Source organism: Deltaproteobacteria bacterium (assembly GCA_016875225.1).
Lineage (GTDB): Bacteria > Myxococcota_A > UBA9160 > SZUA-336 > SZUA-336 > VGRW01.
Window position 1 is genome coordinate 12501 of the sequence record VGRW01000034.1, and the last position, 23723, is coordinate 36223.

A 23723-nucleotide genomic window follows, 5' to 3' on the forward strand; every position below is an offset into this window, starting at 1 on the left:
CTACACGCGCTTTACGCCCAGTAATTCCGAACAACGCTTGCACCCTCCGTATTACCGCGGCTGCTGGCACGGAGTTAGCCGGTGCTTCCTTTGGAGGTACCGTCAGACCGACCGAATATTACCCGACCGGTTTTTCTTTCCTCCTGACAGTGGTTTACGACCCGAGGGCCTTCATCCCACACGCGGCGTTGCTGGGTCAGGCTTTCGCCCATTGCCCAAAATTCCCTACTGCTGCCTCCCGTAGGAGTCTGGACCGTGTCTCAGTTCCAGTGTGGCTGGTCATCCTCTCAGACCAGCTACCCATCTTCGCCTTGGTGGGCCGTTACCCCACCAACTAGCTAATAGGACGCGGGCTCATCCTTGAGAGATAGCATTCATGAAGAGGCCATCTTTCTCCACAGGATCCGAAGACCCCGCAGCCGTATCCGGTATTAGCCCGAGTTTCCCCGGGTTATCCCAGACTCAAGGGCAGGTTACCCACGTGTTACTCACCCGTGCGCCGCTTTACTCGCCTCCGAAGAGACTTTCTCGCTCGACTTGCATGTATTAGGCACGCCGCCAGCGTTCGTTCTGAGCCAGGATCAAACTCTCCAGTTAATTGAAACTGAAGAATCATTCGTGGGCCGCTTCGCAATGCGAAGACGACCCGGCGTATTGACGAGAGTCCGAACTCATCTGGTTCTTATGCCGTTTCCGGCAGAAGAGACCAAAGGTCCGCGTACTATTCGCTTTTCAAAGACCGAGGTCTCGGGCCCGTTTCGCCCGGGATTTTCCGCTCGGGGGCCTAGCGGTTCAAGCGGGGGCGAACATTATGCCAAGTGCCTCGCACTGTCAAACGGTGAAAACACCAGCAACATCAATTAGTTACGATTCGAGGTCGCAAGGCGGGCGGGGCTCCCCCCGTCAGCGCGATCTCTGGCGCAAGTGCAATCGGGCGAATCGACGCCGTCCCGCCTGTACGAGATGGCTCCCGGGCGGTAGGTATGCCTCCGCGTCACTGGCCCGAATTTCGTCGCTCCGGACGCCGCCCTGCGCCACCAGGCGCCTTGCTTCGGATCTCGTCTTCGCGAATCCGATCGCAACCAGCGCATCCACCAAGGGCATGCCTCGGGCATCCGCGACCTGCAGCTCGACCTCCTGGACATCGCTCGGAGCTCGGTGCTCTCGAAAGACGCGTTCGAAGTGTTGCTCCGCGGATGCAGCGGCCGCTTGACCGTGAAAACGCTCCACCAGCGCGCGAGCCAGCGCAGCTTTCAGATCACGCGGATTGAGCGGCTCCGTCCCGAGCACTCCCGGGCTCCCGCCTAGATTCCATTCCGGTCGGCCGAGAAGCTCGATCCACCGCGCCAGCAGCGCGTCGGGGATCGACATGGTCTTCCCGTACATCTCCTCCGGGGCATCGCGAATCCCGATCGCGTTGCCGAGCGACTTGGACATCTTTTCCAAGCCATCCGTCCCCTCGAGCAGAGGCACCGTGAGCACGACCTGCGGCTCCTGACCGTAGGCGCGCTGGATCTCCCGCCCGAGAAGGAGATTGAAGAGCTGATCAGTGCCCCCAACCTCGACATCTGCACTCAGAGCCACCGAGTCGTAGGCTTGGACGAGCGGATAGAGGAACTCGTGAATCGCGATCGAGACGCCCTTTTGAAATCTTCGTTTGAAATCGTCTCGCTCGAGCATTCTAGCGACCGGCTGGTGTGAGGCGAGACGAATGAGTTCGGTCACGCTCATACGGTTCATCCACTCACTGTTGAATCTTATCTCGACGCGATTCACATCGAGAACACAGCTCACCTGACTCGTGTAGGTTTCAGCATTCTTGGTTACTGCATCGGAAGTCAGCGGAACGCGAGTTTTGCTGCGACCCGTCGGATCTCCGATCATTGCCGTGAAATCACCGACGAGGAAGATGATCGTGTGGCCGAGATCCTGCAGCTGACGCAGCTTGTCTAGCGGGACTGTATGCCCCAAATGAAGATCGGGCGCCGACGGATCGCATCCGTACTTTATTCGCAGCGGCTTCCCTCGACCGAGTCTTTCCGCCAACTCCTTTTCGGACACGAGATCGACGGTTCGGGTCCTGAAGACATCCATCTGTTGCTCGACAGGAAGCGTCATCGGAGAGCTCCGGGGCGCAAACACCTGACGACGATCTCGTCGGTTACGATCAGATCCATGGCAACATCCCAGGAGTCTGCCGGAAGCTCGTCGACGAGATGCTCCACGAAGCAGATTCCGATGGTCGTCGCATCGGTCCGCCTCTGCTCGAGATACCGATCATAGTGTCCCCCTCCCCGGCCCAGCCTCCGGCCGGCACGATCGAACATCAACCCGGGGACGACGAAGACGTCGATCTCCGATGCGGAGACGGGCGCCCGGTCTGGCCCTGGCTCGCGGATGCCCTCCCCAGAGAGCAGCAGGGAATCGCCGCCATTCACGAGCGCCATCATCAGCCCTGCCTCAGTACGAACCGGATAGACGCTTCGAGCGCCTCGCGCACGTGTCGTCGCGGCCGCGATGTCGACCGGAACCTCGTCGCCGATTGCCGAATAGAACGCGACCGTCCCAGCGCGAGCGAACTCTGGCAGCTCCACGAGCTGTCGGATCGCACGCTCCGCGGCACTCGCCCGATCGCAAGCGCGCATCCGGCGCGCAACTGCGCGCAGCTCCGCCTTACTCGCCGATTGCGCCGCCGACGACACGATCCACCCGAATCAGGCCGACTCGATCCGTTCGATCAGCTCCAGAATCCGCTCCCGGGGAACCGCAACCATCTGCCGGGTTCGCAGGAGCTCGCTTGCGATGTTCAGAGCCGCAAGCACCGAGGCGTCCTGGGTGTCGGGCGTGGACCCTCGAACCTCCCGAAGAACCTGATCCACGTACGCTGCGACGGCCTCGAGATGAGCAGGGTCGGCGTCGCTTCGAATTCGATACTCGCGCTCGAGGATCTTGATCGTCGTCCGCCGGCCGAATTTTTCGCGCGCCGCGTCCATCACGAGGCTCGATCGTCGCCAGAGCACCCCAGCCGGTCGAAATCGCCGACCAAGGCATCGATCCGCGCAAGCAGCTCGCCCCGAAGACGCTCGAAACCAGCGAGCTTCGCGTCGAGCTCCACGATCCTGCGGTCTCGCTCGACGAGCGCGCTACCCAGCTCGTCGACGGCGCGACGCGTCGCGCGATGTCGCTCGACCAGCCACTCGACGCGCTCGCTCAACGCAGCGATCAGATCCGTCTCTTCCGCCGCCCGCGACCGCGCGAGAGGCGCCTCGAACAAGTCCGCGACCTCGTTGATCAACCTGGAACTCCCCTGCCTTTGCGCGACGCGCAGGATGCAACCCGGGGGGGTGGGTCCATAGTTCACCGACAACTCGCGCCCGTCAAGCGCGCAGGGACGGAAAGTCTCGACTTCGTGCGGCGTTAGCGAAGCTCTCGCAGGCGATGGTCGACGGCTGTGCAGCCACCCGGCCGGATTGCTTGACACGCTTTCGCAGCTTCCGCTAGGCTAGGTTTGGTCAAATTCGCCGATAAATCGCGTACTTCCGACTGTCTCGTCCGCATCTCCATGGGCAATGGTTTGCGCGCGCGTCGGCGACTTGGCCGGACCCGATTCGCCTCCGACCCCGAGAACCAAAGCGGCGACATCCCACGGATGGATGACCGACTGATGTGCGCGCGCAAGCGCGTCGAGTGCCTGAAGGAAAGCGCGGATGTCCCATTCGAGCCTGCCCGCGCGGCAAGGCCTGTACGATCCCCGATTCGAGCACGACGCGTGTGGCGTTGGCTTCGTCTGCAACATCGACGGCCGCCCCTCGCACGGAATCATCCAGCGCGGCCTTCAGGTGCTGGTGAACCTGACGCATCGCGGCGCGACCGGTGCCGATTCCGAAACCGGCGATGGCGCCGGAATCCTGATCCAGATTCCACACGCTTTCTTGGAGCGCGAGTGCGCGGGACTCGGCCTCAGACTGCCGGAGCCAGGCGAGTACGGAGTCGGCGCTGTCTTCCTGCCCGAGGACGCAACGAACCGAGCGCGCTGCGAGCGGGCGATCGAGCAGGTCGTCGGAGAAGAGAGGCAGCATTTCCTCGGCTGGCGCGACGTACCGATCCATCCTGAACACATTGGCGAGACCGCGCGCAATCGCTTGCCCCGCATCCGCCAGTTCTTCGTGCTGCGCGGCTCCGGCGTCGACGGGCCGACCTTCGAGCGCAAGCTCTTCGTGATTCGCAAACGCGTCGAGCTCCAACTCCGCAACGAGAACCTGCGCGGCTTCCACGTCGCGAGTCTGTCCAGCCGCACGTTGGTCTACAAGGGAATGCTGCTCGCCTATCAGGTGAAGAAGTTCTACAGCGACCTGGCGGACCCCGCGATCGAGAGCGGACTCGCGTTGGTCCACCAGCGCTACAGCACGAATACCTGGCCGACGTGGGAGCTCGCTCACCCCTACCGCTACCTCGCGCACAACGGCGAGATCAACACCGTGCGGGGCAACCACAATTGGATGCGAGCTCGCGAGGCCATCATCAGGTCCGGCGTCTGGGGTGAGGACATCCACAAGATCCTGCCGATCGTGACGCCGGACCTCTCCGACTCGGCGATGCTGGACAACGCCCTCGAGTTCCTGGTGCTGTCGGGGCGCGATCTGGCGCACGCGATGATGATGCTGATCCCCGAGGCCTGGGATCGGGATCCCCTGATGCGAGACGAGAAGAAGGCCTTCTACCAGTATCACCAGTGCCTGATGGAGCCCTGGGATGGCCCGGCGTCGATCGCTTGCACCGACGGCACGAGGATCGCCGGCGTGCTCGATCGGAACGGCTTGCGCCCTTCGCGCTACTGGGTCACGAAGGACGGCTTCGTGGTTCTCTCCTCTGAGTGTGGTGTGCTTCCGATCAACCCGGAGGACGTGCTCCAGAAGGGCCGACTGCAGCCGGGTCGCATGCTGCTGATCGACACGTCGGAGGGGCGAATCATCCCCGACGACGAGGTGAAGTCGTACTACGCTCGGCGCCAGCCCTATCGCCGCTGGCTCAGCGAGAACCTGACCCGGCTCGACGACCTGCCTGCGAGGAATGACGCGGCGAAGATCGACGGAGAGGTCGATCGCCACACGCGCCAGCAGCTCTTTGGCTACGCGCTGGAGGACCTGCGGATCCTCCTCGCTCCGATGGCCGCGACCTCGACCGAGGCGCAGGGATCGATGGGCAACGACACCCCGATCGCCGCTCTCTCCGACCGCCCTCAGCTGCTCTTCAACTACTTCAAGCAGGTCTTCGCGCAGGTCACGAATCCCCCGATCGACTCGATCCGGGAGGAGAGCGTGATGTCCCTCATCAGCACGCTAGGCGCGGAGCGGAACGTGCTCGAGGAGACGCCGGAGCACGCGCGCTTGCTTCAGCTCGATCAGCCGATCCTGTCCAACGCCGACCTCGAGCGCATTCGACAGGTCGAGCATCCGTGGCTGCGCAGCGTGACGATCTCCTGTGTCTTCGACGCGAGCGGCGAGCCGGAGAATGAGCTGCGGAGCGCCTTGGAGCGGATTCGTGGCGAGGCCGCGACTGCGGTGGCCGCCGGTGCGTCGATCCTCGTGCTCTCGGATCGCGCGGCGGGCCGCGAGAACGCAGCCATCCCGAGTCTCTTGGCGACGGCCGCGGTGCACCACCACCTGATCCGCGAAGGCCTCCGGATGCGCTGTGGTCTCGTCGTCGAGACCGGAGAGGCGCGCGAGGTCGCACATTTCGCGCTCCTGATCGGCTTCGGAGCGGGAGCCGTGAATCCGTACCTGGCGTTCCAGAGCGTCCAGCAGCTGGTCGAGGAAGGCACCTTCGTGCCCGCCGATCTCACGGTCGAGAAGGCCCAGTACAACTACGTGAAGGCCGTGGGCAAGGGACTGCTCAAGATCTTCGCGAAGATGGGCATCTCGACGCTGCAGAGCTACCGCGGCGCGCAGATCTTCGAGGCCGTCGGCATCGCGCGCCCGGTCGTGCAGGAGTTCTTCACCGACACCGCGACGAGAATCGGCGGCGTCGAACTCGCGGTGATCGCGCGCGAGGCATTGCTGCGCCACGAGCGGGCGTACCCGAAGACCATCGCAGCGGAACGCGAGCTGGACGTCGGCGGGGAGTACCAGTGGCGCCAGGGTGGCGAGCTGCACCTCATGAATCCGACGGTCATCAGCAAGCTGCAACACGCCGTGCGCCGCAACGAGATCGGCCCGTATCGCGAGTACGCGCGCGCGATCAACGATCAGAACTCCGAGCGCTACACGATTCGCGGGATGCTGCGCTTCAAGCCGGATCGGCCCGCGATCCCGCTCGACCAGGTGGAGCCTGCGGTCGACATCATGAAGCGCTTCTGCACCGGGGCGATGAGCCTGGGCTCGATCAGCGCCGAGGCCCACGAGACGCTCGCCATCGCGATGAATCGGATCGGAGGAAAGTCGAACAGCGGCGAGGGAGGCGAGGATCCGCGCCGTTACCAGCGAGACGCCAACGGCGACTTCCGCCGCAGCGCGATCAAGCAGGTGGCGTCAGGGCGCTTCGGAGTGTCGAGCTGGTACCTCGTGAATGCGGACGAGCTTCAGATCAAGATCGCGCAGGGCGCAAAACCCGGTGAAGGCGGGCAGCTGCCCGGCCACAAGGTAAGCCGCGCGATCGCGACGGTGCGCAACTCCACGCCCGGGGTCGGCCTGATCTCTCCGCCGCCGCATCACGACATCTACTCGATCGAGGACCTCGCACAGCTGATCCACGACCTGAAGAACGCCAACCCGGAAGCGGACATCAGCGTGAAGCTCGTGTCGATCTCCGGTGTCGGAACGATCGCCGCGGGAGTCTCGAAGGCCCATGCGGAGTCGGTGCAGATCGCCGGCTTCGAGGGCGGAACGGGCGCGTCACCGCTCACCTCGATCAAGCACGCGGGCGTTCCGTGGGAGATCGGACTGGCCGAGACGCAGCAGGCGCTGGTGATGAACGACCTGCGGGGCCGCATTCGCGTGCACGTCGACGGGCAGCTCCGCACCGGCCGCGACGTCGTGATCGGCGCGATCCTGGGCGCGGACGAGTTCGGCTTCGGCACGATCGCGTTGGTGGCGCTCGGCTGCATCTTGATGCGCGTCTGCCATCTGAACACCTGCCCCGTCGGGGTGGCCACGCAGAACGAAGAGCTGCGCAAGCGCTTCACCGGCGACCCCGATCACGTGGTCCGATTCTTCCGCTTCGTCGCGGAGGAGACGCGCGAGATCCTCGCGCAGCTCGGGCACACGAAACTCGACGACGTGATCGGCCGCACGGACCTGGTCGAGCCCGATCCGAACGTGCACGGGTGGAAACTCCCGAACGGACTCGACTGGAGCGCGATCCTGCACCGGCCCGAACCACCGCACGACTCCGTCGCGATTCGACACGTCGGCGGCCAGGAGCACGGGCTCGAGAAGGCGCTCGACGTCGAGCTGATCCGGCTCTGCCGACCCGCGATCGAGAAGATGGAGCCGGTGGAGCTGGCCCTGCCGATCCGCAACGTGAATCGCACGGTCGGGACGATGCTCGGCTCGGCGGTGTCCCTGCGTCACGGACTCGAAGGGCTTCCGGACAACACGATCCGAATCCGATTCACCGGAAGCGCTGGACAGAGCTTCGGCGCATTCCTGCCCAAGGGAATCACGCTGCACCTCGTCGGTGACGCCAACGACTACACGGGCAAGGGTCTCTCGGGGGGCAGGATCGTGGTCCTTCCGCCCGCCGAATCGACCTTCGACGCGGCCAAGAACATCGTGATCGGAAACGTCGCGCTCTACGGCGCGACCAACGGTGAGGCGTTCTTCCGCGGAGTGGCAGGAGAGCGCTTCTGCGTGCGCAACAGCGGCGCGAACGCGGTGGTCGAAGGTGTGGGCGATCACGGCTGCGAGTACATGACCGGCGGTCGAGTGGTCGTGCTCGGATCGGTCGGGCGCAACTTCGCCGCCGGCATGAGCGGCGGCATCGCCTACGTGCTCGACCCGACGCAGCGCTTCGCCGACTTCTGCAACCCGGGAATGGTCGACCTGGAGCGCGTCGAAACCGACGACGACGAGCGCGAGCTGCGAAGCCTGGTCGAAGCGCACTTCCGCCAGACGCGGAGCGAACGCGCCGAAGAGGTGCTCGACAAGTGGGCCACGACCCTGCCGAGATTCACCAAGGTCTTCCCCAAGGAGTACAAGCGCGCGCTGCTCGGGATCGAGTTCGGGAAAGAGGAATACTGATGGGCAAGGTCACCGGGTTCTTGGAGGCGGGGCGCAAGCTGCCCGCGAAGCGCGCCGCCGATCAGCGCGTCGAGGACTACCTCGAGATCTACACCGAGCCCTCCGAGGAGCTGTTGCGGGTACAGGCCGGGCGCTGCATGGATTGTGGCGTTCCCTTCTGCAACGACGGGTGCCCGCTCGGAAACATCATTCCGGACTGGAACGACCTCGTGTACCGGGGTCGCTGGCGAGAAGCGCTCGTCCGCCTGCAGCGAACGAACAACTTTCCCGAGTTCACCGGTCGGATCTGCCCCGCGCCCTGCGAGTCCGCGTGCGTGCTCGGCATCAACGACGAGCCGGTCACGATCGAGCTCATGGAGAAGACCATCGCGGAGCGCGGCTTCGCCGAGGGCTGGGTCGTGCCCCAGCCTCCCGCGCGACGGTCCGGCAAGTGCGTCGCGGTGATCGGCTCCGGCCCCTCGGGGCTGGCCGCCGCACAACAGCTGAACCGCGCCGGACACGACGTGACGCTCTTCGAGAAGAAGGACCGCGTGGGCGGACTGCTCCGCTACGGCATCCCCGACTTCAAGCTCGAGAAGTGGACCATCGATCGCCGGGTCGAGATCCTCGTCGCGGAGGGGGTCGAGATTCGCACGGGCGTCCACGCGGGCCGCGACATCAGCGGAGAGAAGCTCCTGCGCGAGTACGACGCCGTGCTGCTCTCGGGAGGCGCCGAGGCTCCGCGAGATCTCCCCGTGCCCGGACGCGACCTCGACGGCGTGCACTTCGCGATGGATTTCCTGGAGCAGCAGAATCGACGGGTCGCGGGTGACTCCGTGCCCGACGAGACCGCGATCCTCGCCACGGGCAAGAACGTGCTCGTGCTCGGCGGAGGCGACACGGGCTCCGACTGCGTCGGCACCAGCCATCGCCAGGGCGCGAAGCACGTGTACAACTTCGAGCTCCTCGAGCGGCCCCCCGAGGTGCGGCCGGACGAGGCGCCCTGGCCGCTGCACCCGATGCCGTCCCAGATCCTGCGCACTTCGACCTCGCACGAAGAGGGTGGCTCGCGGGACTGGGGGATCTCGACGACGAGATTCTCAGGATCGAACGGGCGCGTCGAGAAGCTGCACGCAGTACGTGTCCGGTTCGGAGCGCCCGATCCTGCGACCGGTCGGCGGCCGATGGAGGCTGTGCCGGGCAGCGAGTTCGCGCTCGACGTCGATCTCGTTCTGCTCGCGCTCGGCTTCGTCGGCCCCGTCCCCGACGGGATCGTGAAGCAGCTGGGAGTCGCGCTCGATCCGCGCGGCAACATCGCGACGACCGGCTATGCCTCGAGCGTCCCCAAGGTCTACGCGGCGGGCGACATGCGCCGCGGCCAGTCGCTCGTCGTGTGGGCGATCGCGGAGGGACGCAAGGCTGCGGCGCAGATCGACCGCGACCTGCGCTCAGGCTCGCGCTAGTCCGTCGCGATCCGCTACGCCGAGAGGTTGGCGCGCAGCCTTCCCGGAAGGTTCGTGAACACGCCGTCCACGCCAAATCCCGAGAGCCGGCGCTGCGCGGCCGGATCGTCGACGGTGTAGACGTTCACGCGGAATCCGGCCGCGTGCGCTTCCTGCACGCGCTCTTCGCTCGCGAGCAGGAGGTGCAGGTGCACCGCCTCGCTGCCGACGTGCCGGGCGCGCTCGAGGATCTCGCCGGGCTGGTAGACCGAGACGAGCGTGCCCAGGCGCGAGCGCCGTTCGAGCGCGCGCAGGCGCGCGAGCACCGAATCGGAGAAGCTCGAGAACAGCGTCTGCTCCAGGATTCCGCGCCGGCGCACCTCGTCGAGCGCGATTCGCTCCAGCCCCGCATAGTCGCCAGACGTCGGGCTCTTGATCTCCAGGTTCCAGGGAATTCGCGCGCCGAAGCGATCGAGGGCCTCCTGCAGCGTCGGAGCGCGCGGCAGGTGGCCGCGAAGCTCGGAAAGCGTCAGCTCGCCCACCGGAACTCCGGCGATCTCGTCGTCGTGGTAGAGCGCCACCACCCCGTCGCGAAGCAGGTGCAGATCCGTCTCGATCATGTCGGCGCCCTGCTCCACCGCGAGCGCGAAGGCCTCCAGCGTGTTCTCGAGCTCGTCGACCGACGCGCCGCGGTGCGCGATGTTCTGCATCAGCGAATCTCCCCGATCGGACGTCCGAGCGCGCGCTCGACCGCGCGTAGCCAGCCGGCGTAGAGCTCCTCGCGCCGCTCGATCGCGAGTTCGGGCTCGAAGTAGCGATCCTCCTGCCAGTTCCTGGCGATCTGCTTGCGGCTCTCCCAGAACCCGGTCGCGAGCCCCGCCAGATACGCCGCGCCGAGCGCGGTCGTCTCGAGCACCTTCGGCCGGCGAACGGCCACGCCGGCGACGTCGGCCTGGAACTGCATCAGGAAGTCGTTCGCGGTGGCGCCGCCGTCGACCTGCAGCTGGAAAGCCTTCGTCCCCAGATCCCGCTCGAAGCAGCGCAACAGATCCGTGCTCTGATACGCGATCGCCTCGAGCGTCGCGCGGACGATGTGCGCGCGGCTCGTGCCTCGGGTCAGGCCCACGATCGTGCCGCGCGCTTCCGGATCCCAGTACGGTGCGCCCAAGCCTGTGAAGGCGGGAACCACGTACACGCCGCCGGTGTCGGCGACGGAACGCGCGATCGCCTCGCTCTCGGCGGCGCTGTGGAGCAGACCCAGCTCGTCGCGAAGCCACTGCACCGCAGCGCCCGCCACGAAGACCGAGCCCTCGAGCGCGTACTCGATCTTTCCGCCGATCCCCCAGGCGATCGTGGTCAGCAGTCCCGACTGCGAGACGCGCGGCTCCGCGCCTGTGTTCATCAGCATGAAGCAGCCGGTGCCGTACGTGTTCTTCGCGCTGCCCGTCTCGAAGCAGGCCTGACCGAAGAGCGCGGCCTGCTGATCGCCCGCCACGCCACGGATCGGCACCGAGACGCCGGAGAAGATCTCCGCCGTGGTCTCGCCGAACGAGCCGCTCGAGTCGCGTACCTCCGGCAAGACCTGCGACGGAATCTCGAGAATCTCGAGCAGCTCCGGATCCCAGCGCAGCTTCGCGATGTCGTAGAGCATCGTGCGCGAGGCGTTGCTGTAATCGGTCGCGTGCACTCGTCCGCCGGTGAGCTTCCAGACGAGCCACGAGTCGACCGTTCCGAACGCGAGCTCACCGCGCCGCGCGCGCTCGCGCGCACCGTCGACCGATTCGAGGATGAACGCGAGCTTGGTGGCCGAGAAGTACGCGTCGATCACGAGTCCTGTGCGCTCGCGCACCATCGGCTCGAGGCCGCGTCGCCTCATCTCCTCACAGAGCGGAGCGGTCTGACGCGACTGCCAGACGATCGCAGGGTGGATCGGGCGCCCGGTCGCGCGATCCCAGACGACGGTCGTCTCGCGCTGGTTCGTGATGCCCAGAGCCGAGAGATCCTCGGGCCGCACCTTCGCGCGCGTGAGCGCGCCCCGCGCAGCCCTGAGCTGCGAATCCCAGATCTCGCTTGCGTCGTGCTCGACCCAGCCGGGCTCGCGGAAGTGCTGCTTGAACTCGTGAGCCTGGCTGGCCACGACGTTCCCGGCCGCGTCGAAGACGATCGCTCGCGAGCTCGTCGTGCCCTGGTCGAGCGCGAGGACGTAAGTCGACATTCCGCACAGGTAGCGCGCTCCGGTATGATCGCGCCATGGCTCACGAGTACGACGTACTGATCCGCGGCGCCCGGCTCTACGACGGCACCGGCGCGGCGCCGCGGCTGGAGGACGTCGCCCTTCGCGCCGATCGGATCGCCCGAGTGGGATGTCTCGACGACGCGCGAGCGCCGGTCTCGATCGACGCGAGCGGCCTCGTGCTCGCGCCCGGCTTCGTCGACGTACACACCCACGACGACTTCGCGCTCGTCGTCCGGCCGGAGATGGACTTCAAGATCCTGGGCGGCGTGACCAGCGTCGTCGTCGGGAACTGCGGAATGGGCGCAGCACCGTACCCGGTCGCCACGCTCCTGGCGCGCGCCTTCCACGGCGACGCGGTGCTCCCCGAATGGGAGGGCTACACCGGCTATCTCGCGCGGCTCGAGCGCGAGCCCGCGAGCACGAATGCGGCCGTCCTGGTCGGCCACGGCACCGTGCGCGCGAGCGTGATGGGCGGAGCGAAGCGCGCGCCGAACGCGACCGAGCTCGCGGCCATGAAGCGGATCGTGAGCGAGGGAAGAGACGCCGGAGCGGTCGGGTTCTCGTCGGGCCTGGTCTACGAGCCCGGAAAGTTCGCGGACGTCGACGAGCTCTCCGGCCTGGCCGGCGAGATGGCCGGAAGCGGAGGCCTCTACGCCACGCACATGCGCAACGAGGGCACGAAGCTCCTCGACTCGGTGCGCGAGGCGATCGAGATCGGCCGGAGAGCCGGCGTGCCCGTGCAGATCTCACACCACAAGGCCGCGGGGCGGGAAGCCTGGGGGCTGGTGCGCGAATCGCTGCGGCTGATCGAGGCCGCGCAGGCCGAGGGGCTCGACGTGCACGCCGACCAGTACCCCTACACCGCCGGCAGCACGATCCTCGCCGCGATCGTGCAGAACGGCGCCTTCGAGTCGGGGCCGAACGCGCTAGGGTCGATCGAGCCGGAGGACGTCGTGATCGCCTCCGCTGCGAAACGGCCGGACTTCGAGGGCCGATCGATCGCCGCGCTGGCGCAGGATCTGGGGCTGTCCGCGCGGGAGACCGCACTTCGCGTGCTCGAGCTCTCGCCTGGCGCAACAGCGGTGATGCACTCGATGAACGAAGACGACGTGCGAACCGTCATGCGCCACCCGAGCACGATGATCGGCTCGGACGGCATCCCGTCGCTTCCGGGCAAGCCCCACCCGCGCCTCTGGGGGACCTTCGCGCGCGTGCTCGGGCGTTACGCGCGCGACCTGGGCTTGCTTCCACTCGAAGAGGCCGTCCATCGCATGACCGCATTTCCCGCTCGGAAGTTCGGCCTGCGAGACCGAGGCGTGATCCGCGAGAACGCGTTCGCCGATCTGGTCCTCTTCGACGCCGCGCGCGTCCTCGACGTGGGGACCTACGAGGACCCGAACCACCCACCCGTGGGAATCCACCACGTCTTCGTGAACGGCGTCCGCGTGGTGCGCGACGGTGCGCACACGGGCGCCCGCCCCGGCCGGCCGCTGCGCCGTCAGTCGGCGGCGGCGGGAGCGAAGAGCGCCTCGACGAACTGACCGGCATCGAAGTCGGCCAGGTCCTCGATCGACTCGCCGAGCCCGACGTAGCGCACCGGCAGGCCGACCTCCTGTGCGATTCCGAGCACGACACCTCCGCGCGCGGTGCCGTCGAGCTTCGACAGGACGATGCCCGAGACCGCGACCGCCTTCTTGAACTCCTGCGCCTGGCGGATCGCGTTCTGCCCGGTGTTCGCATCGAGCACGAGCAGAACCTCGTGAGGGGCGTCGCCGATCTCCTTGCGCATCACGCGCTGGATCTTCGCCAGCTCGTCCATCAGCCCCTGATCGGTCTGAAGGCGACCCGCGGTATCGACGATGACGACGTCGAAATCGCGCGCGCGCGCCGCTCTCAGCGCGTCGAACGCCACCGACGCGGGATCGCCCCCGGGCGCGCCCTTCACGATCTCGACGCCCGCTCGCTCTGCCCAGACCGAGAGCTGCTCGATCGCCGCGGCGCGGTACGTGTCGCCGGCCGCGACGATCACGCGCTTGCCCGCGCGCGAGTAGCGCAGAGCGAGCTTGCCGATCGAAGTCGTCTTGCCCGAGCCGTTCACCCCGACGACGAGGATCACGTGCGGCGTCTCCGACGGCTCGACCACGGCGCTCGGCAGCGCTTCGAGCAGCGCCCGCGCCTTCGAAGCGAGCAGCGGGCGCACGTCGTCGGGCGAGCGAAGGCCGCGGACGGCCGCAAGCAGCTCCTCCGCGGTGCGCACGCCGAGGTCCGCTCCGTACAGGATCGCCTCGACCTCCGAGAGCGTCTGCTCGTCGAGGCTCGCGCGCCCGCGCAACAAGCTCTCGAGCCGACCCGTGATGGCCCCGCGTGTGCGTCGCAGACCGGCGCGCCAGTCCGTCGCCGCTCGAGCGACGGGCTCCGGCTGCGGAGCCGCCACCGGCACCGCCCCTTCCGGCGGAGCGAGCGCGACCGGAGCCTCGCGCGGCCGCGCGGCTTCGGGCCGCGGCGGGCGCGACCTTCGCGCGCGCGCGAACGCGATCACGAGCGCGAGCGCGGCCGCGAGAGCCGCCGCAGCGCCACCGCCGATCCACAGGATCTCGGGTGTCAGGTCCGGCACGGGCGGCAGTCTACGATACGAGGTCCACGGTGACGAGCTTCGAGAGCCCCGGCTCCTGCATGGTCACGCCGAAGAGCGCATCCGCGATCTCGATCGACTGCTTGTTGTGGGTGATCATCAGGAACTGAGAGGTCTTCGACATCTCGCGCAGCAGCGTGTTGAAGCGATTCGCGTTCGAGTCGTCGAGTGCGGCATCGACCTCGTCGAGCAGGAAGAACGGAGACGGCTTCACCGTGAAGACAGCGACGAGAAGCGACATCGCCGTGAGCGCCTTCTCGCCGCCGGAGAGCAGATTCACGTTCTGAAGCTTCTTGCCCGGCGGCTGCGCGGTGATCTCGATGCCCGCCTCGAGCACGTCGTCGGACTCGGTCAGCGACAGGTGCGCTCGGCCGCCCTCGAACATCTTGGGAAAGACGGTCTGGAAGACCGCGTCGATCGCCTCGAAGGTCTCGCGGAAGCGCTCCCGGCTGGTGCGGTTGATCCGCGCGATCGCGCCACGCAGACGCTCGATCGAGAGCTCGAGATCGGCCTTCTGTTCGCTCAGGTAGCGATTGCGCTCCGAGACGTCTTCGTACTCCTCGATCGCGCCGAGATGAACCTCGCCGAGCGCGCGCAGCGCCTGACGCACCCGCTCGAGCTCTGCCTCGCGTTCCTCGGGCGTGCCCTGCACCGTGCCGGGCTCCGGCTCCCAGCCGGAGATCTCGAGCTCGTAGCGCTCGCGAATCGTCGCGGAGAGCTGCTCGCAGCGGGAGCGCACGTCGTGCACCGAGAGCTCGCAGCTCGCTAGCCGCTCGCGCAGCGCCTCGCGATCGCGAGTCACCGCGCGAAGCTCGCTCTCGAACCGCTCCACCGCCTGGCCACTCTCCTCGTAGTTGCGACGCAGCGCCGCCTGTCGCTCGCGCAGCGCTTCCTCGCGGAGGATCTCGTCGTCGAGCTGCGCCCTGGCCTCGGCGGCCGACCGCGCCAGATCCGCGGCGCGCTCGCGCGAGCTCCGCAGCTCATCGCTGCGGCGGGACAGCCAGCTGCGGGCGTCTTCGACCGCGGCCTGCAATCGATCGCGTGCCCGGGTCTCCTGATCGCGACGGGCGCCGAGCTCCGCGAGCTCGATTCGCGCCTGCACCACCCTCTGCTCGACGCGCTCCAGATCCCGTGCCAGCTGCTGCAGCTGGACCGAGAGCTCCGCCCGGCCGGACTCGGCGCGCGCACGCTCCTGGGCGAGGTCGCCCCGTCGCGCCAGCGCACGCTCGCGGTCCTCGGCCACCTGCTCGAGCTGCGAGAGCAGCGCGTGCTTGCCGGCGCGGTGCTGCTCGAGCGACTCGAGCGCGTGCTTGCCGCGCTCGCGCATGCGCTCGAGGTCCTTCTCGACGTTCACGACGGCGAGCTCGGCCGTGTGCCTGCGATTGCGCGTGTTCTCGATCTCGCGCTCGAAGCCTTCGACGCGGCTCGTCACCGCGGCGAGGTCGGCGGAAAGCGTCGCGCAGAGCGGCTCGAGCGACGCCAGCTCGCCCTCGAGCCGGCGGATCTCGCCCGCGCGCGAGAGCGCGCCCGGAGGTGCGCCCAGTCCGCCGGTCAGGGCGCCGCTTCGGTCGAGCACCTCGCCCGCGCGCGTGACGAACAGCGCCGGCGGGCTCGCGGCGCCGAATCGCTGGATCGGAAGCGACAGGTCGTCGACCAGATAGACGTCGCGCAGCAGACGCGCGATCAGCGCGGCGCTCGCAGGCTCGGCCGTCACGAAGTCGGCGAGCGGCCGCCCCATCGGGACGAACCCCGAGCCCGAGCCCTCGGGTCCGGCGCGAAGCGGAAGCACGGTCGCGCGCCCGACGCCCTGCTCGCGCAGGTGGCGCAGCAGCTCGAGCGCCGAGTCCGCGCTCTCGACCACCAGCCCGTCCAGACGATTGGCGAGCACCGCCTCGATCGCGGTCTCGAGCCCGTCGGCCGCGCGAATCGCGGTCGTGAGCAGCCCGCGCACGCGGCCGCGCTCTCCCTCGGGCAGCCTCTCGAGCAGGCCTGCTGCGGCCTGGATCTCGCGCTTCTCGATCGCGCGGACGCTCTCGAGCTGGGCGCTCGCGTGTTGCAGTCGCTCGCGCGCCCGCTCGAGCTCCTGGACGAGCTGGCGCTGACGCTCGCGTTCGCGCTCGTGGCCGCGGAGCTGCTCGGCGAGCTGGCGGCCGAACTCGTCCTGCTCGGCCAGGCCCAGCCGCAGCCGACCCTCGAGTCCGAGCTCGTCGCTGCGCAAGCTCTCGACCGCGACCGAGGTCTCCTCGAGCCCTTCCTCGGTCTGGCGGACTCGCAGCTCGAGCTCCTCGCGGCGCTCGTCGAGCCGCTCCGCATGCGCCTGCACGGACGCCTCGTCACCCGAGAGCTCGACCAGGCGCGCGTGCAGCGCCTCGCGCCGGCCCTGGGCGCTTGCGAGCCGCTCGGCATGCTCGCGCAGCTCGAGGTCGCGGCGCGCGAGTTCCTGCGCGTCCGCGGCGAGGCGCGCATCGATCTCGGCCAGACGCGCGAGCGCCTCGTGAAGTGCGGAGGAATCGCCGGCGAGCGCGACTTCGCGCTCGCGAAGCTCCTGCTCGCGCTCGTCCGCCAGCGTCACGAGTCCGTCGCGTTCGCGCCGCTCGTACTCGATCCGGCTCTCGAGCGCCTGAATCGAGCTTCGCACCTGATAGAGCGCCTCGTTCTCTCGCGCGAGCTCGCGCTCGTGGTCGAGGTGGGCGCGCCGGGTCGTCTCGAGATCGGCGTCCGCACGGCCGGCGCGCGCGTCGAGACCCACCCCCTCGGCGCGAAGTCGATCGAGCGTGGCGCTCTGCTCCGCGAGCACGCCCGAGTCGCGAAGCCAGGTCTCGCGCGCGACGACCAGCTCGAGCGCGCGCTGCTCCGCGCGCAGCTTCTTGTAGCGATTGGCCTTCGCGGCCTGGCGATCGAGCGAAGCGATCTGGCGCCGCAGCTCGACCAGGATGTCGTTCACGCGCAGCAGGTTCTGCTCGGTCGAGCGCAGCTTGGACTCGGTCTCCTTGCGCCGCTGTCGGTACTTCCCGATCCCCGCGGCCTGCTCGAAGATCACGCGGCGATCCTCGGGCTTGCTCGAGACCAGATCCGCGATCTGCCCCTGCTCGACGATCGTGTAGCCGCGCGTCCCGACACCCGTATCGAGGAAGAAGTCCAGCACGTCGCGCAGCCGGACAGGCACCTTGTTGATCGTGTACTCGCTCTCTCCGGAGCGGTACAGCCGGCGCGAGACCTGGATCTCGGAGAACGCGCCGTACGGCTGCGGCGCGAGCCCGTCGGAGTTGTCGAGCGTGAGCGCGACCTCGCACATCCCGACGGCGGGCTTGCGCTCGGTCCCGGCGAAGATCAGGTCCTGCATGTCGCGACCGCGCAGGTGCCGGGGATTGTGCTCCCCCATCACCCAGCGCAGCGCGTCGATGACGTTGGACTTGCCGCAGCCGTTCGGGCCGACGATCGCGGAGATCCCGCGGTCGAACGCGAAGACCGTCCGGTCCCCGAAGGACTTGAAGCCCACGAGCTCTAGTGATCGGATCCGCAACCGAGCCCCGCCCTACTCAAAACCGCGCGGCCACGTCTGATCAGGGAGGATCAGGGGGGAGACAGGACCTGCGGTGGCATCGGAGGAATGCGAGTTTCGGCGAGGGTACCGGCGCGGCTCGTCGGTGGCAAGCGCCGGCGCCACCGGCGCTCAGGCGGCGGTTCGCTCCTGGACGGCGTACTGGAGCTGGTAGAGGCGCCAGTAGAGGCCTCGCTGCGCGAGCAGATCCTCGTGGCGGCCGGATTCGCGCAGCTCGCCGTGGTGGAGCACGTAGATGCGGTCGACGTCCTGGATCGTCGAGAGCCGGTGCGCGACCACGATCGAGGTCTTGCCGGACAGGAGCGAGTGGAGCGCATCCTGGACCAGCGCCTCGGTCTCCGTGTCGACGCTCGAGGTGGCCTCGTCGAGCAGCAGGATCTCCGGCTTCTGCGCCAGCGCCCGCGCGAAGGACAGCAGCTGGCGCTCGCCCACCGAGAAGTTCTGCCCGCGCTCGTGGACGGGTTGGGCGTAGCCGAGCGGGAGCCTGCGCACGAACTCCTCGAGGTGCACGGTCCGCGCGGCCGCCTCGATCTCGGTCGCGGTGATCTCGGGTCTGCCCAGGCTCACGTTGTAGGCGAGATCCCCGGTGAAGAGGAAGACGTCCTGCAGCACGAAGGCGATGTGACGGCGCAGCTCGGCACGAGGGATGTCGCGGATGTCCGTGCCGTCGATCAGGATCCGGCCGCCCTGCGGCTCGTACATCCGGGCCAGGAGCTTCAGCACCGTGGTCTTGCCGGCACCGGTATGGCCGACCAGCGCGACCCGCTCGCCCGGCGCCACCCGAAACGACAGATTCTTCAGGATCGGCTGAGCTTCGTAGGCGAAGCTCACGTTTTCGAACACGATCTCGCCTCGGATCTTGTGCGGCCGGAAGGCCGATTCGGGCTCGGATCGCTCGGCCTCGAAGTCGAGCAGCTGGAACACGCGTTCCAGGCTCGCCATCGACGACTGCATCACCGAGTACTTCGCAGACAGGTCCTGCAGCGGCCGGTAGAAGCGGCGCATCCAGTCGACGAAGAGCAGCAGGTCGCCCGGCGCCACCGAGCCGACTCCGAGCAGCTTCGCGCCGTACCAGAGGATGAATGCGGTCGTCAGATTGCCGGCCAGCGTGATCGTCGCGGAGAGGAGCGACTCGTACTGGATCGAGTAGAACCAGGCGTCGCGGTGCTCGCGGTTGATCGCCATGAACTCGTCCAGGTTGCGCTGCTCGCGCGCGAAGAGCTGCACCACACGCATTCCGGTGATGGTCTCCTGCAGGTGCGAGTTGATCCGCGCGATCTTGACCCGCACCACGCGGAACGCGTCGCGCACCTTCCAGCGGAAGACGATCGCTGCTCCCGCCATCGCCGGAACCACGATCATCGCCACGATCGCGAGCTTCCAGTTCAGCCAGAACAGCACGCCGGCGAACGCGGCCATCATGACCAGATCCGCGATCAGCGCGATCAGCCCGGCGGAGAACATCTCGGAGAGGTTCTCCACGTCGTTGCCCAGCCGCGTCACCAGCCGGCCGACCGGATAGCGGTCGAAGAAGCGCAGCGGCAGACGCTGCACGTGATCGAAGAGCGCGCCGCGGAGCTGCAGCATCGCGCGCTGGCCCATCACGGCCATCGCGATCGAGCGGGCGAAGTCGACCCCCGCGCCGACCGCCGCGACCGCCACGAAGACCAGCGCCAGCCAGGGGATCTCGCCGATTCCGGTCGGCGCCTGCGCCAGGAAGCGCAGCGACTGCAGGCCCGGGAACTGGTCGATTCCGGCCAGGTGGTTCAGCGCGCTGCCGAAGAGCGAGGCCGGAATCATCTCGAGCAGGGCGCGCAGGGGAATCAGCGCGGTGGCCGCAGCGACCAGCCTCCAATGCGGGCGCAGGTACGGCCAGAGCCGGCGCAGGAGCTGGGAGTCGAGCACCCTGCCGAGCAGCTCCTCCTCGTGGAGACCGGGGGTCAAGCCGCGGTCTCCTCGATCTCGGCCTCGAGCTGCTGCTGGCGATACGTGCGCGCGTACGCGCCGCCGCGAGCCAGCAGCTCGGCATGCGTGCCCTGCTCCGCGATCCGGCCCTCCTCGAGCACGACGATGACGTCGGCATCGCGCACGGCCGAGAGCCTGTGCGCGACGATGAAGCAGGTGCGCCCGGCACGGGCGGCGCGCAGCTCCTTCAGGATGCCCTCCTCGGTCGCCGCATCCACGCTCGAGAGCGCGTCGTCGAGGATCAGGATCGCGGGCTCGAGCGCGAGCGCGCGGGCCAGCGCGATCCGCTGCCGCTGGCCGCCCGAGAGCGTGATCCCTCGCTCGCCGACGATCGTCTCGAACCCGTCGGGGAAGTCCTCGATGTCGTCGAGCACGTGCGCGCGGCGCGCGGCTTCGCGAACGTGCGCGCGCTCGCGATCGGGGCAGCCGAAGCGGATGTTCTCCTCGATCGTGGTCGAGAACAGAAAGCTGTCCTGCGGCACCACCGCGCAGCTTGCGCGGAGCAGCGCGAGCGGAACCCGGTTCACGTCGTTGCCGTCGATCCACACCGAGCCGTCGGGGACCTCGAGCAGGCGCGGGATCGCGGCCACGAGCGTGCTCTTGCCCGAGCCGACCTGACCGACGATGCCGACGGTCTGCCCCGGCTCGACCCGCAGCGACACCCCCGCGAGCGCGGGGCGCTCGCTTCGGCCGGGAAACGCGAACCGCAGCTCGCGAAGCTCGACCGCGCCCTCGATGCGCGCGAGCGGCAGCCGATCGGTGCGATCGCGGATCGACGGCACGACGTCGAGGATCTCGCCCAGCCGCGCGAGGCCCGCCATTCCACGCTGCACGATGTTGATCACCCAGCCGACCATGAAGGTCGGGAAGGTCAGCTGGATCGTGTACAGGTAGAAGAGCCAGAGGTCGGCGGTCGCGAGCCGCCCGCCGAGCACGCCATACGAGCCGGCCGCGAGCACCCCGACCTGCGCCAGCGTCGGCAGCATCTGGATCGTCGTCATCATCCCGGTGTTGACCACCGAGACGTGGAGCATCCGCTGGTAGAGGCCGCGCGCCTCGACCTCGAAGCGCGCGCGCTCACGAGGCTCCATCGCGTTCGAGCGGACGACGAAGACGCCGGCGGCGTTCTCCTGCACCGTCGAGGAGAGCTGGCCGAGCTGCTCCTGGGCCTCGATCATCGCCTGGTGCATGCGCCGCCCGAAGAAGCGCGCGACGACGATGAACAGCGGATAGGGCGCGAGCACCCAGAGCGTCAAGCGCCAGTCGACGTGCAGCATGACGGCGATCGCGCCCACGTAGAGAACCGGGGTCTGCACGATGTTCAGCAGACCCATGCCTAGGAACAGGCGCACGTTGTTCACGTCGTTCACCGCGCGCGACATCAGGTCGCCCGTGCGCTGTCCCGCGAAGTACGACTGCGGCATGCGCTGCAGGTGCGCGAAGAGCTCTCCGCGCATTCGGTACTCGATCTCGCGCGCGGCCATGAACAGGACGTTTCGCGACGCGAACGAGAGCGCCGCGAAGACCACCGAGACGGCGACCAGCGCGAGCACCGCGGAGTTCACCGACGCAGCGGACTCGGGCTCGGAGATCGCGGCCACCACGTCGCGCACCGCGAGCGGAACCATCTGGAACACGACCGCATAGGCGATCGTCAGTGCCGAGCCGAGCAGGTAGCGCCCGCGGAACTGGCGGACGTAGGCCGCGACTCGCTCTCTCGGGGTCAAGCCAGCTCCCTGGGGGTCTTCGAGGTTACCACAAGGCAGAGTCGCGAAAGCCCGCGCTCGTTACGCGGCGGGCCGCCGGCGGTACCAGCGCGCGATCCGACCGCGCTCGACGTCGAGCAGGTAGCCCGCGAGCGCCGCGTTGTTGCGCAGAACCTGCCGCAACAGCCCGTTTCGCGCGTAGCGCCGAGCAGAGGTCCAGGCGCGCTCGCGCAGCAGGGCGAGGCGCCCTCCCCGCTTGATCAGACTCACCAGGTCCAGGTCCTCGAAGATCGGCACCGGCTCGATCCCGCCGGCCCGGTCGAGCAGCCGCTTGCGCACGAAGAGCGCCTGGTCGCCATAGGGCAGACCGCCCAGGCGCGAGCGCAAGCTCACACCCCGCTCGATCCATCGATACAGGATCCCCGCGGCGTCGAAGCGCAGCTCGAACGCGCCGCCCGCGACGCTCGCATCGTCGAGCGCGCGCAGGACGGCCTCGCTCCAGCCGGGCTCGAGCCGGGTGTCGGCGTGCAGGAAGAGCACGACCTCGCCGGTCGCCTCCCGGTATCCCGCGTCCATCTGGTGTGCGCGCCCGGGCAGCGCCTGGATCACCTTCTCGGCGCGCAGGAATCGGGCGGTCTGGCTGGTTCCGTCGCTCGAGTTCGCGTCGACGACGATCCGCTCCACCCCGGGCACCCGCGTGCATTCGAGCGCCCGCCCGATCTGCGTTTGCTCGTTCAGGGTCGGGATGACTACGCTGATCACCACACCAGTGGGGCGCACGCCGCGATGGTGCTCGCGCGCGGCGCCCGCTACAAGCGCAGGCGGGGCGAAGCAAAGGAGGCCGTTCATGACCACGCAGCGCTCGGACGTGCTGGTGCTCGGAAGCTCGCTCGGGGGGCTGGTCGCCGCGACCTACCTCGCCCACGCGGGCCTGCGCGTGGTGCTCGTCGAGGAGGAGTGCCTGGCGAAGCGTCCGCCCCTGCTGCGCGAGCCGTTCGCGCTCTCGGGACTCGAGTCGGGTGGAGCGGCGCAGCAGGTCATGCGAGAGCTCGCTCTTCCGCTGATCGAACAGCGCCGCGTAGCGCAGCGCGAGGTCGGCCTGCAGGTGCTGCTGCCGCACGCGCGCGTCGACGTTCACGCGGGACGGCGAGAGCTGGCGCGGGAGCTGCTCGCCTATCGACTCTGCGAACCCGATGCGGCGCAGGCCTTTTTCGAGGACGTCGATCTGCGCGGCGACGAGCTGCGGGCTCGGCTTTCTGAGCGGGAGCCGGCGGAGGCCCGGGAATCGCTTCTGCAGCGGATCCTGTCACGCGCCTCGCGCAGCGCAGCGCCAGAATCGGACTTCGGGCCGATCCCCGCGGGACTCGAGGCGGTGGTCGGGGCGATCGCGGCCGGGCTCTCCCGGCTCGTGCCGAGCGGCCCGCTCTCTCACGAGGCGGCGCTCCTGCTGCGCGGCACGCGCGACGGAGGGTTCTTCATGCCCGACGCCGGGTCACCCTTCCTCGACCTGTTCCGACGCAGGCTGCTCGCCCTGCACGGGGAGATCCGCTCCACCGCCGAGTTCGCGCTGGTGAGCGAGCGCGGCGACCTCGGGCTCGAGCTGCCGAGGGGCCGGGTCTTCGCGCGCGCGCTCGTGCTCGCGGCTCCGCTCGAGCTGATTCGCCGGACCTGCGTCGAGACGGGCTCGGCGCCGCGCTGGCTCGCCGCTCGAACCCCGCCCGTCGACATGACCGCGCGGCTGTACCGAGCCGAGCCCGACAGCCTGCCGGTCGGCCTCGCCGCCCGTGCCGTGGTCGCCCCCGGTCCTCCCGAGGCCCTGCACTGGCTCGCTCGCTACCCGGACCCGATCCAGAACGGGGTCGAATGGGTCCTGATCGGCGGTCCGGGCGCGGCCCGGCTGCCGGCGGAGCTGCCGCTCGGAGACCTGAGTCCGTTTCCGGGCGGGGGCATCAGCGCGGTCGAGC

15 protein-coding genes and 1 rRNA gene (1 of these 16 only partly in view) are annotated in these 23723 nt (G+C 68.3%); 4 read left to right on the forward strand and 12 right to left on the reverse strand.

The annotated features are described in order from the left end of the window. The 5 genes from FJ108_10035 to FJ108_10055 form a co-directional block, all read right to left on the reverse strand. Positions 1–598 (reverse strand): 16S ribosomal RNA (locus tag FJ108_10035) (it extends 965 nt beyond the left edge of the window). Between the two features lie 305 nt (positions 599–903). Continuing rightward, complete coding sequence (locus FJ108_10040; protein MBM4336237.1) at positions 904–2118, reverse strand: tyrosine--tRNA ligase; 1215 nt, start codon at positions 2116–2118, stop codon at positions 904–906. Further along, positions 2115–2702, reverse strand: a complete 588-nt coding sequence (locus FJ108_10045; GenBank protein ID MBM4336238.1) for a 5-formyltetrahydrofolate cyclo-ligase — start codon at positions 2700–2702, stop codon at positions 2115–2117. The genes FJ108_10040 and FJ108_10045 overlap by 4 nt, the downstream gene beginning before the upstream one ends. Before the next feature lie 12 nt (positions 2703–2714). After that, positions 2715–2993: a cell division protein ZapA gene (locus FJ108_10050; GenBank protein ID MBM4336239.1), complete on the reverse strand. Its 279-nt coding sequence runs from the start codon at positions 2991–2993 to the stop codon at positions 2715–2717. After that, positions 2993–3481, reverse strand: coding sequence for a hypothetical protein (locus FJ108_10055; GenBank protein ID MBM4336240.1), 489 nt, complete (start codon positions 3479–3481; stop codon positions 2993–2995). The genes FJ108_10050 and FJ108_10055 overlap by 1 nt, the downstream gene beginning before the upstream one ends. A gap of 226 nt (positions 3482–3707) precedes the next feature. Here FJ108_10055 and gltB point away from each other — a divergent pair, with 226 nt between their 5' ends. Beyond that, positions 3708–8237, forward strand: coding sequence for a glutamate synthase large subunit (gltB, locus tag FJ108_10060; protein MBM4336241.1), 4530 nt, complete (start codon positions 3708–3710; stop codon positions 8235–8237). Further along, positions 8237–9679: a glutamate synthase subunit beta gene (locus FJ108_10065; protein MBM4336242.1), complete on the forward strand. Its 1443-nt coding sequence runs from the start codon at positions 8237–8239 to the stop codon at positions 9677–9679. Before gltB ends, FJ108_10065 begins: the two co-directional genes overlap by 1 nt. Positions 9680–9693: 14 nt before the next feature. Here the strand turns inward: FJ108_10065 and FJ108_10070 are convergent, their stop codons facing one another. Together FJ108_10070 and glpK are read right to left on the reverse strand one after the other, a co-directional pair. Beyond that, complete coding sequence (locus tag FJ108_10070) at positions 9694–10368, reverse strand: glycerophosphodiester phosphodiesterase (protein ID MBM4336243.1); 675 nt, start codon at positions 10366–10368, stop codon at positions 9694–9696. Then, positions 10368–11873: a glycerol kinase GlpK gene (gene glpK / locus FJ108_10075; protein MBM4336244.1), complete on the reverse strand. Its 1506-nt coding sequence runs from the start codon at positions 11871–11873 to the stop codon at positions 10368–10370. The genes FJ108_10070 and glpK overlap by 1 nt, the downstream gene beginning before the upstream one ends. Positions 11874–11908: 35 nt before the next feature. Between glpK and FJ108_10080 the strand changes: the two genes are divergently transcribed. Continuing rightward, on the forward strand, positions 11909–13435 hold the full coding sequence (locus FJ108_10080) for a D-aminoacylase (protein MBM4336245.1): 1527 nt from the start codon (positions 11909–11911) through the stop codon (positions 13433–13435). On the opposite strand, the gene ftsY is transcribed toward FJ108_10080, so the two are convergent. From ftsY to FJ108_10105, 5 genes are all read right to left on the reverse strand, one after another. After that, positions 13393–14430: a signal recognition particle-docking protein FtsY gene (gene ftsY, locus FJ108_10085; protein MBM4336246.1), complete on the reverse strand. Its 1038-nt coding sequence runs from the start codon at positions 14428–14430 to the stop codon at positions 13393–13395. The genes FJ108_10080 and ftsY overlap by 43 nt on opposite strands. 88 nt (positions 14431–14518) lie before the next feature. Further along, entirely contained in the window at positions 14519–18049 is a 3531-nt protein-coding gene (gene smc / locus FJ108_10090; GenBank protein ID MBM4336247.1) for a chromosome segregation protein SMC, read from the reverse strand. A gap of 150 nt (positions 18050–18199) precedes the next feature. Beyond that, on the reverse strand, positions 18200–20032 hold the full coding sequence (locus FJ108_10095; GenBank protein MBM4336248.1) for an ABC transporter ATP-binding protein: 1833 nt from the start codon (positions 20030–20032) through the stop codon (positions 18200–18202). Beyond that, entirely contained in the window at positions 20029–21780 is a 1752-nt protein-coding gene (locus FJ108_10100) for an ABC transporter ATP-binding protein (GenBank protein ID MBM4336249.1), read from the reverse strand. Before FJ108_10100 ends, FJ108_10095 begins: the two co-directional genes overlap by 4 nt. A gap of 60 nt (positions 21781–21840) precedes the next feature. Further along, a complete protein-coding gene (locus FJ108_10105) occupies positions 21841–22608 on the reverse strand; it encodes a glycosyltransferase (protein ID MBM4336250.1) in 768 nt (255 codons plus the stop codon). On the opposite strand from FJ108_10105, the gene FJ108_10110 reads away from it, so the two are divergent. Further along, positions 22607–23723 (forward strand): hypothetical protein (locus FJ108_10110; GenBank protein MBM4336251.1); only part of this gene is annotated, 1117 nt, incomplete at its 3' end. The genes FJ108_10105 and FJ108_10110 overlap by 2 nt on opposite strands.

What these genes read in the sequence shown, in the direction of transcription:
- FJ108_10080 (MBM4336245.1), top strand. Translation starts at nt 11,909, where the DNA reads ATGGCTCACGAGTACGACGTACTGATCCGCGGCGCCCGGCTCTACGAC.
- gltB (MBM4336241.1), top strand. Translation starts at nt 3,708, where the DNA reads ATGTCCCATTCGAGCCTGCCCGCGCGGCAAGGCCTGTACGATCCCCGA.
- FJ108_10050 (MBM4336239.1), bottom strand. Translation starts at nt 2,993, where the DNA reads ATGGACGCGGCGCGCGAAAAATTCGGCCGGCGGACGACGATCAAGATC.
- glpK (MBM4336244.1), bottom strand. Translation starts at nt 11,873, where the DNA reads ATGTCGACTTACGTCCTCGCGCTCGACCAGGGCACGACGAGCTCGCGA.
- FJ108_10105 (MBM4336250.1), bottom strand. Translation starts at nt 22,608, where the DNA reads ATGAACGGCCTCCTTTGCTTCGCCCCGCCTGCGCTTGTAGCGGGCGCC.
- FJ108_10070 (MBM4336243.1), bottom strand. Translation starts at nt 10,368, where the DNA reads ATGCAGAACATCGCGCACCGCGGCGCGTCGGTCGACGAGCTCGAGAAC.
- FJ108_10065 (MBM4336242.1), top strand. Translation starts at nt 8,237, where the DNA reads ATGGGCAAGGTCACCGGGTTCTTGGAGGCGGGGCGCAAGCTGCCCGCG.
- FJ108_10040 (MBM4336237.1), bottom strand. Translation starts at nt 2,118, where the DNA reads ATGACGCTTCCTGTCGAGCAACAGATGGATGTCTTCAGGACCCGAACC.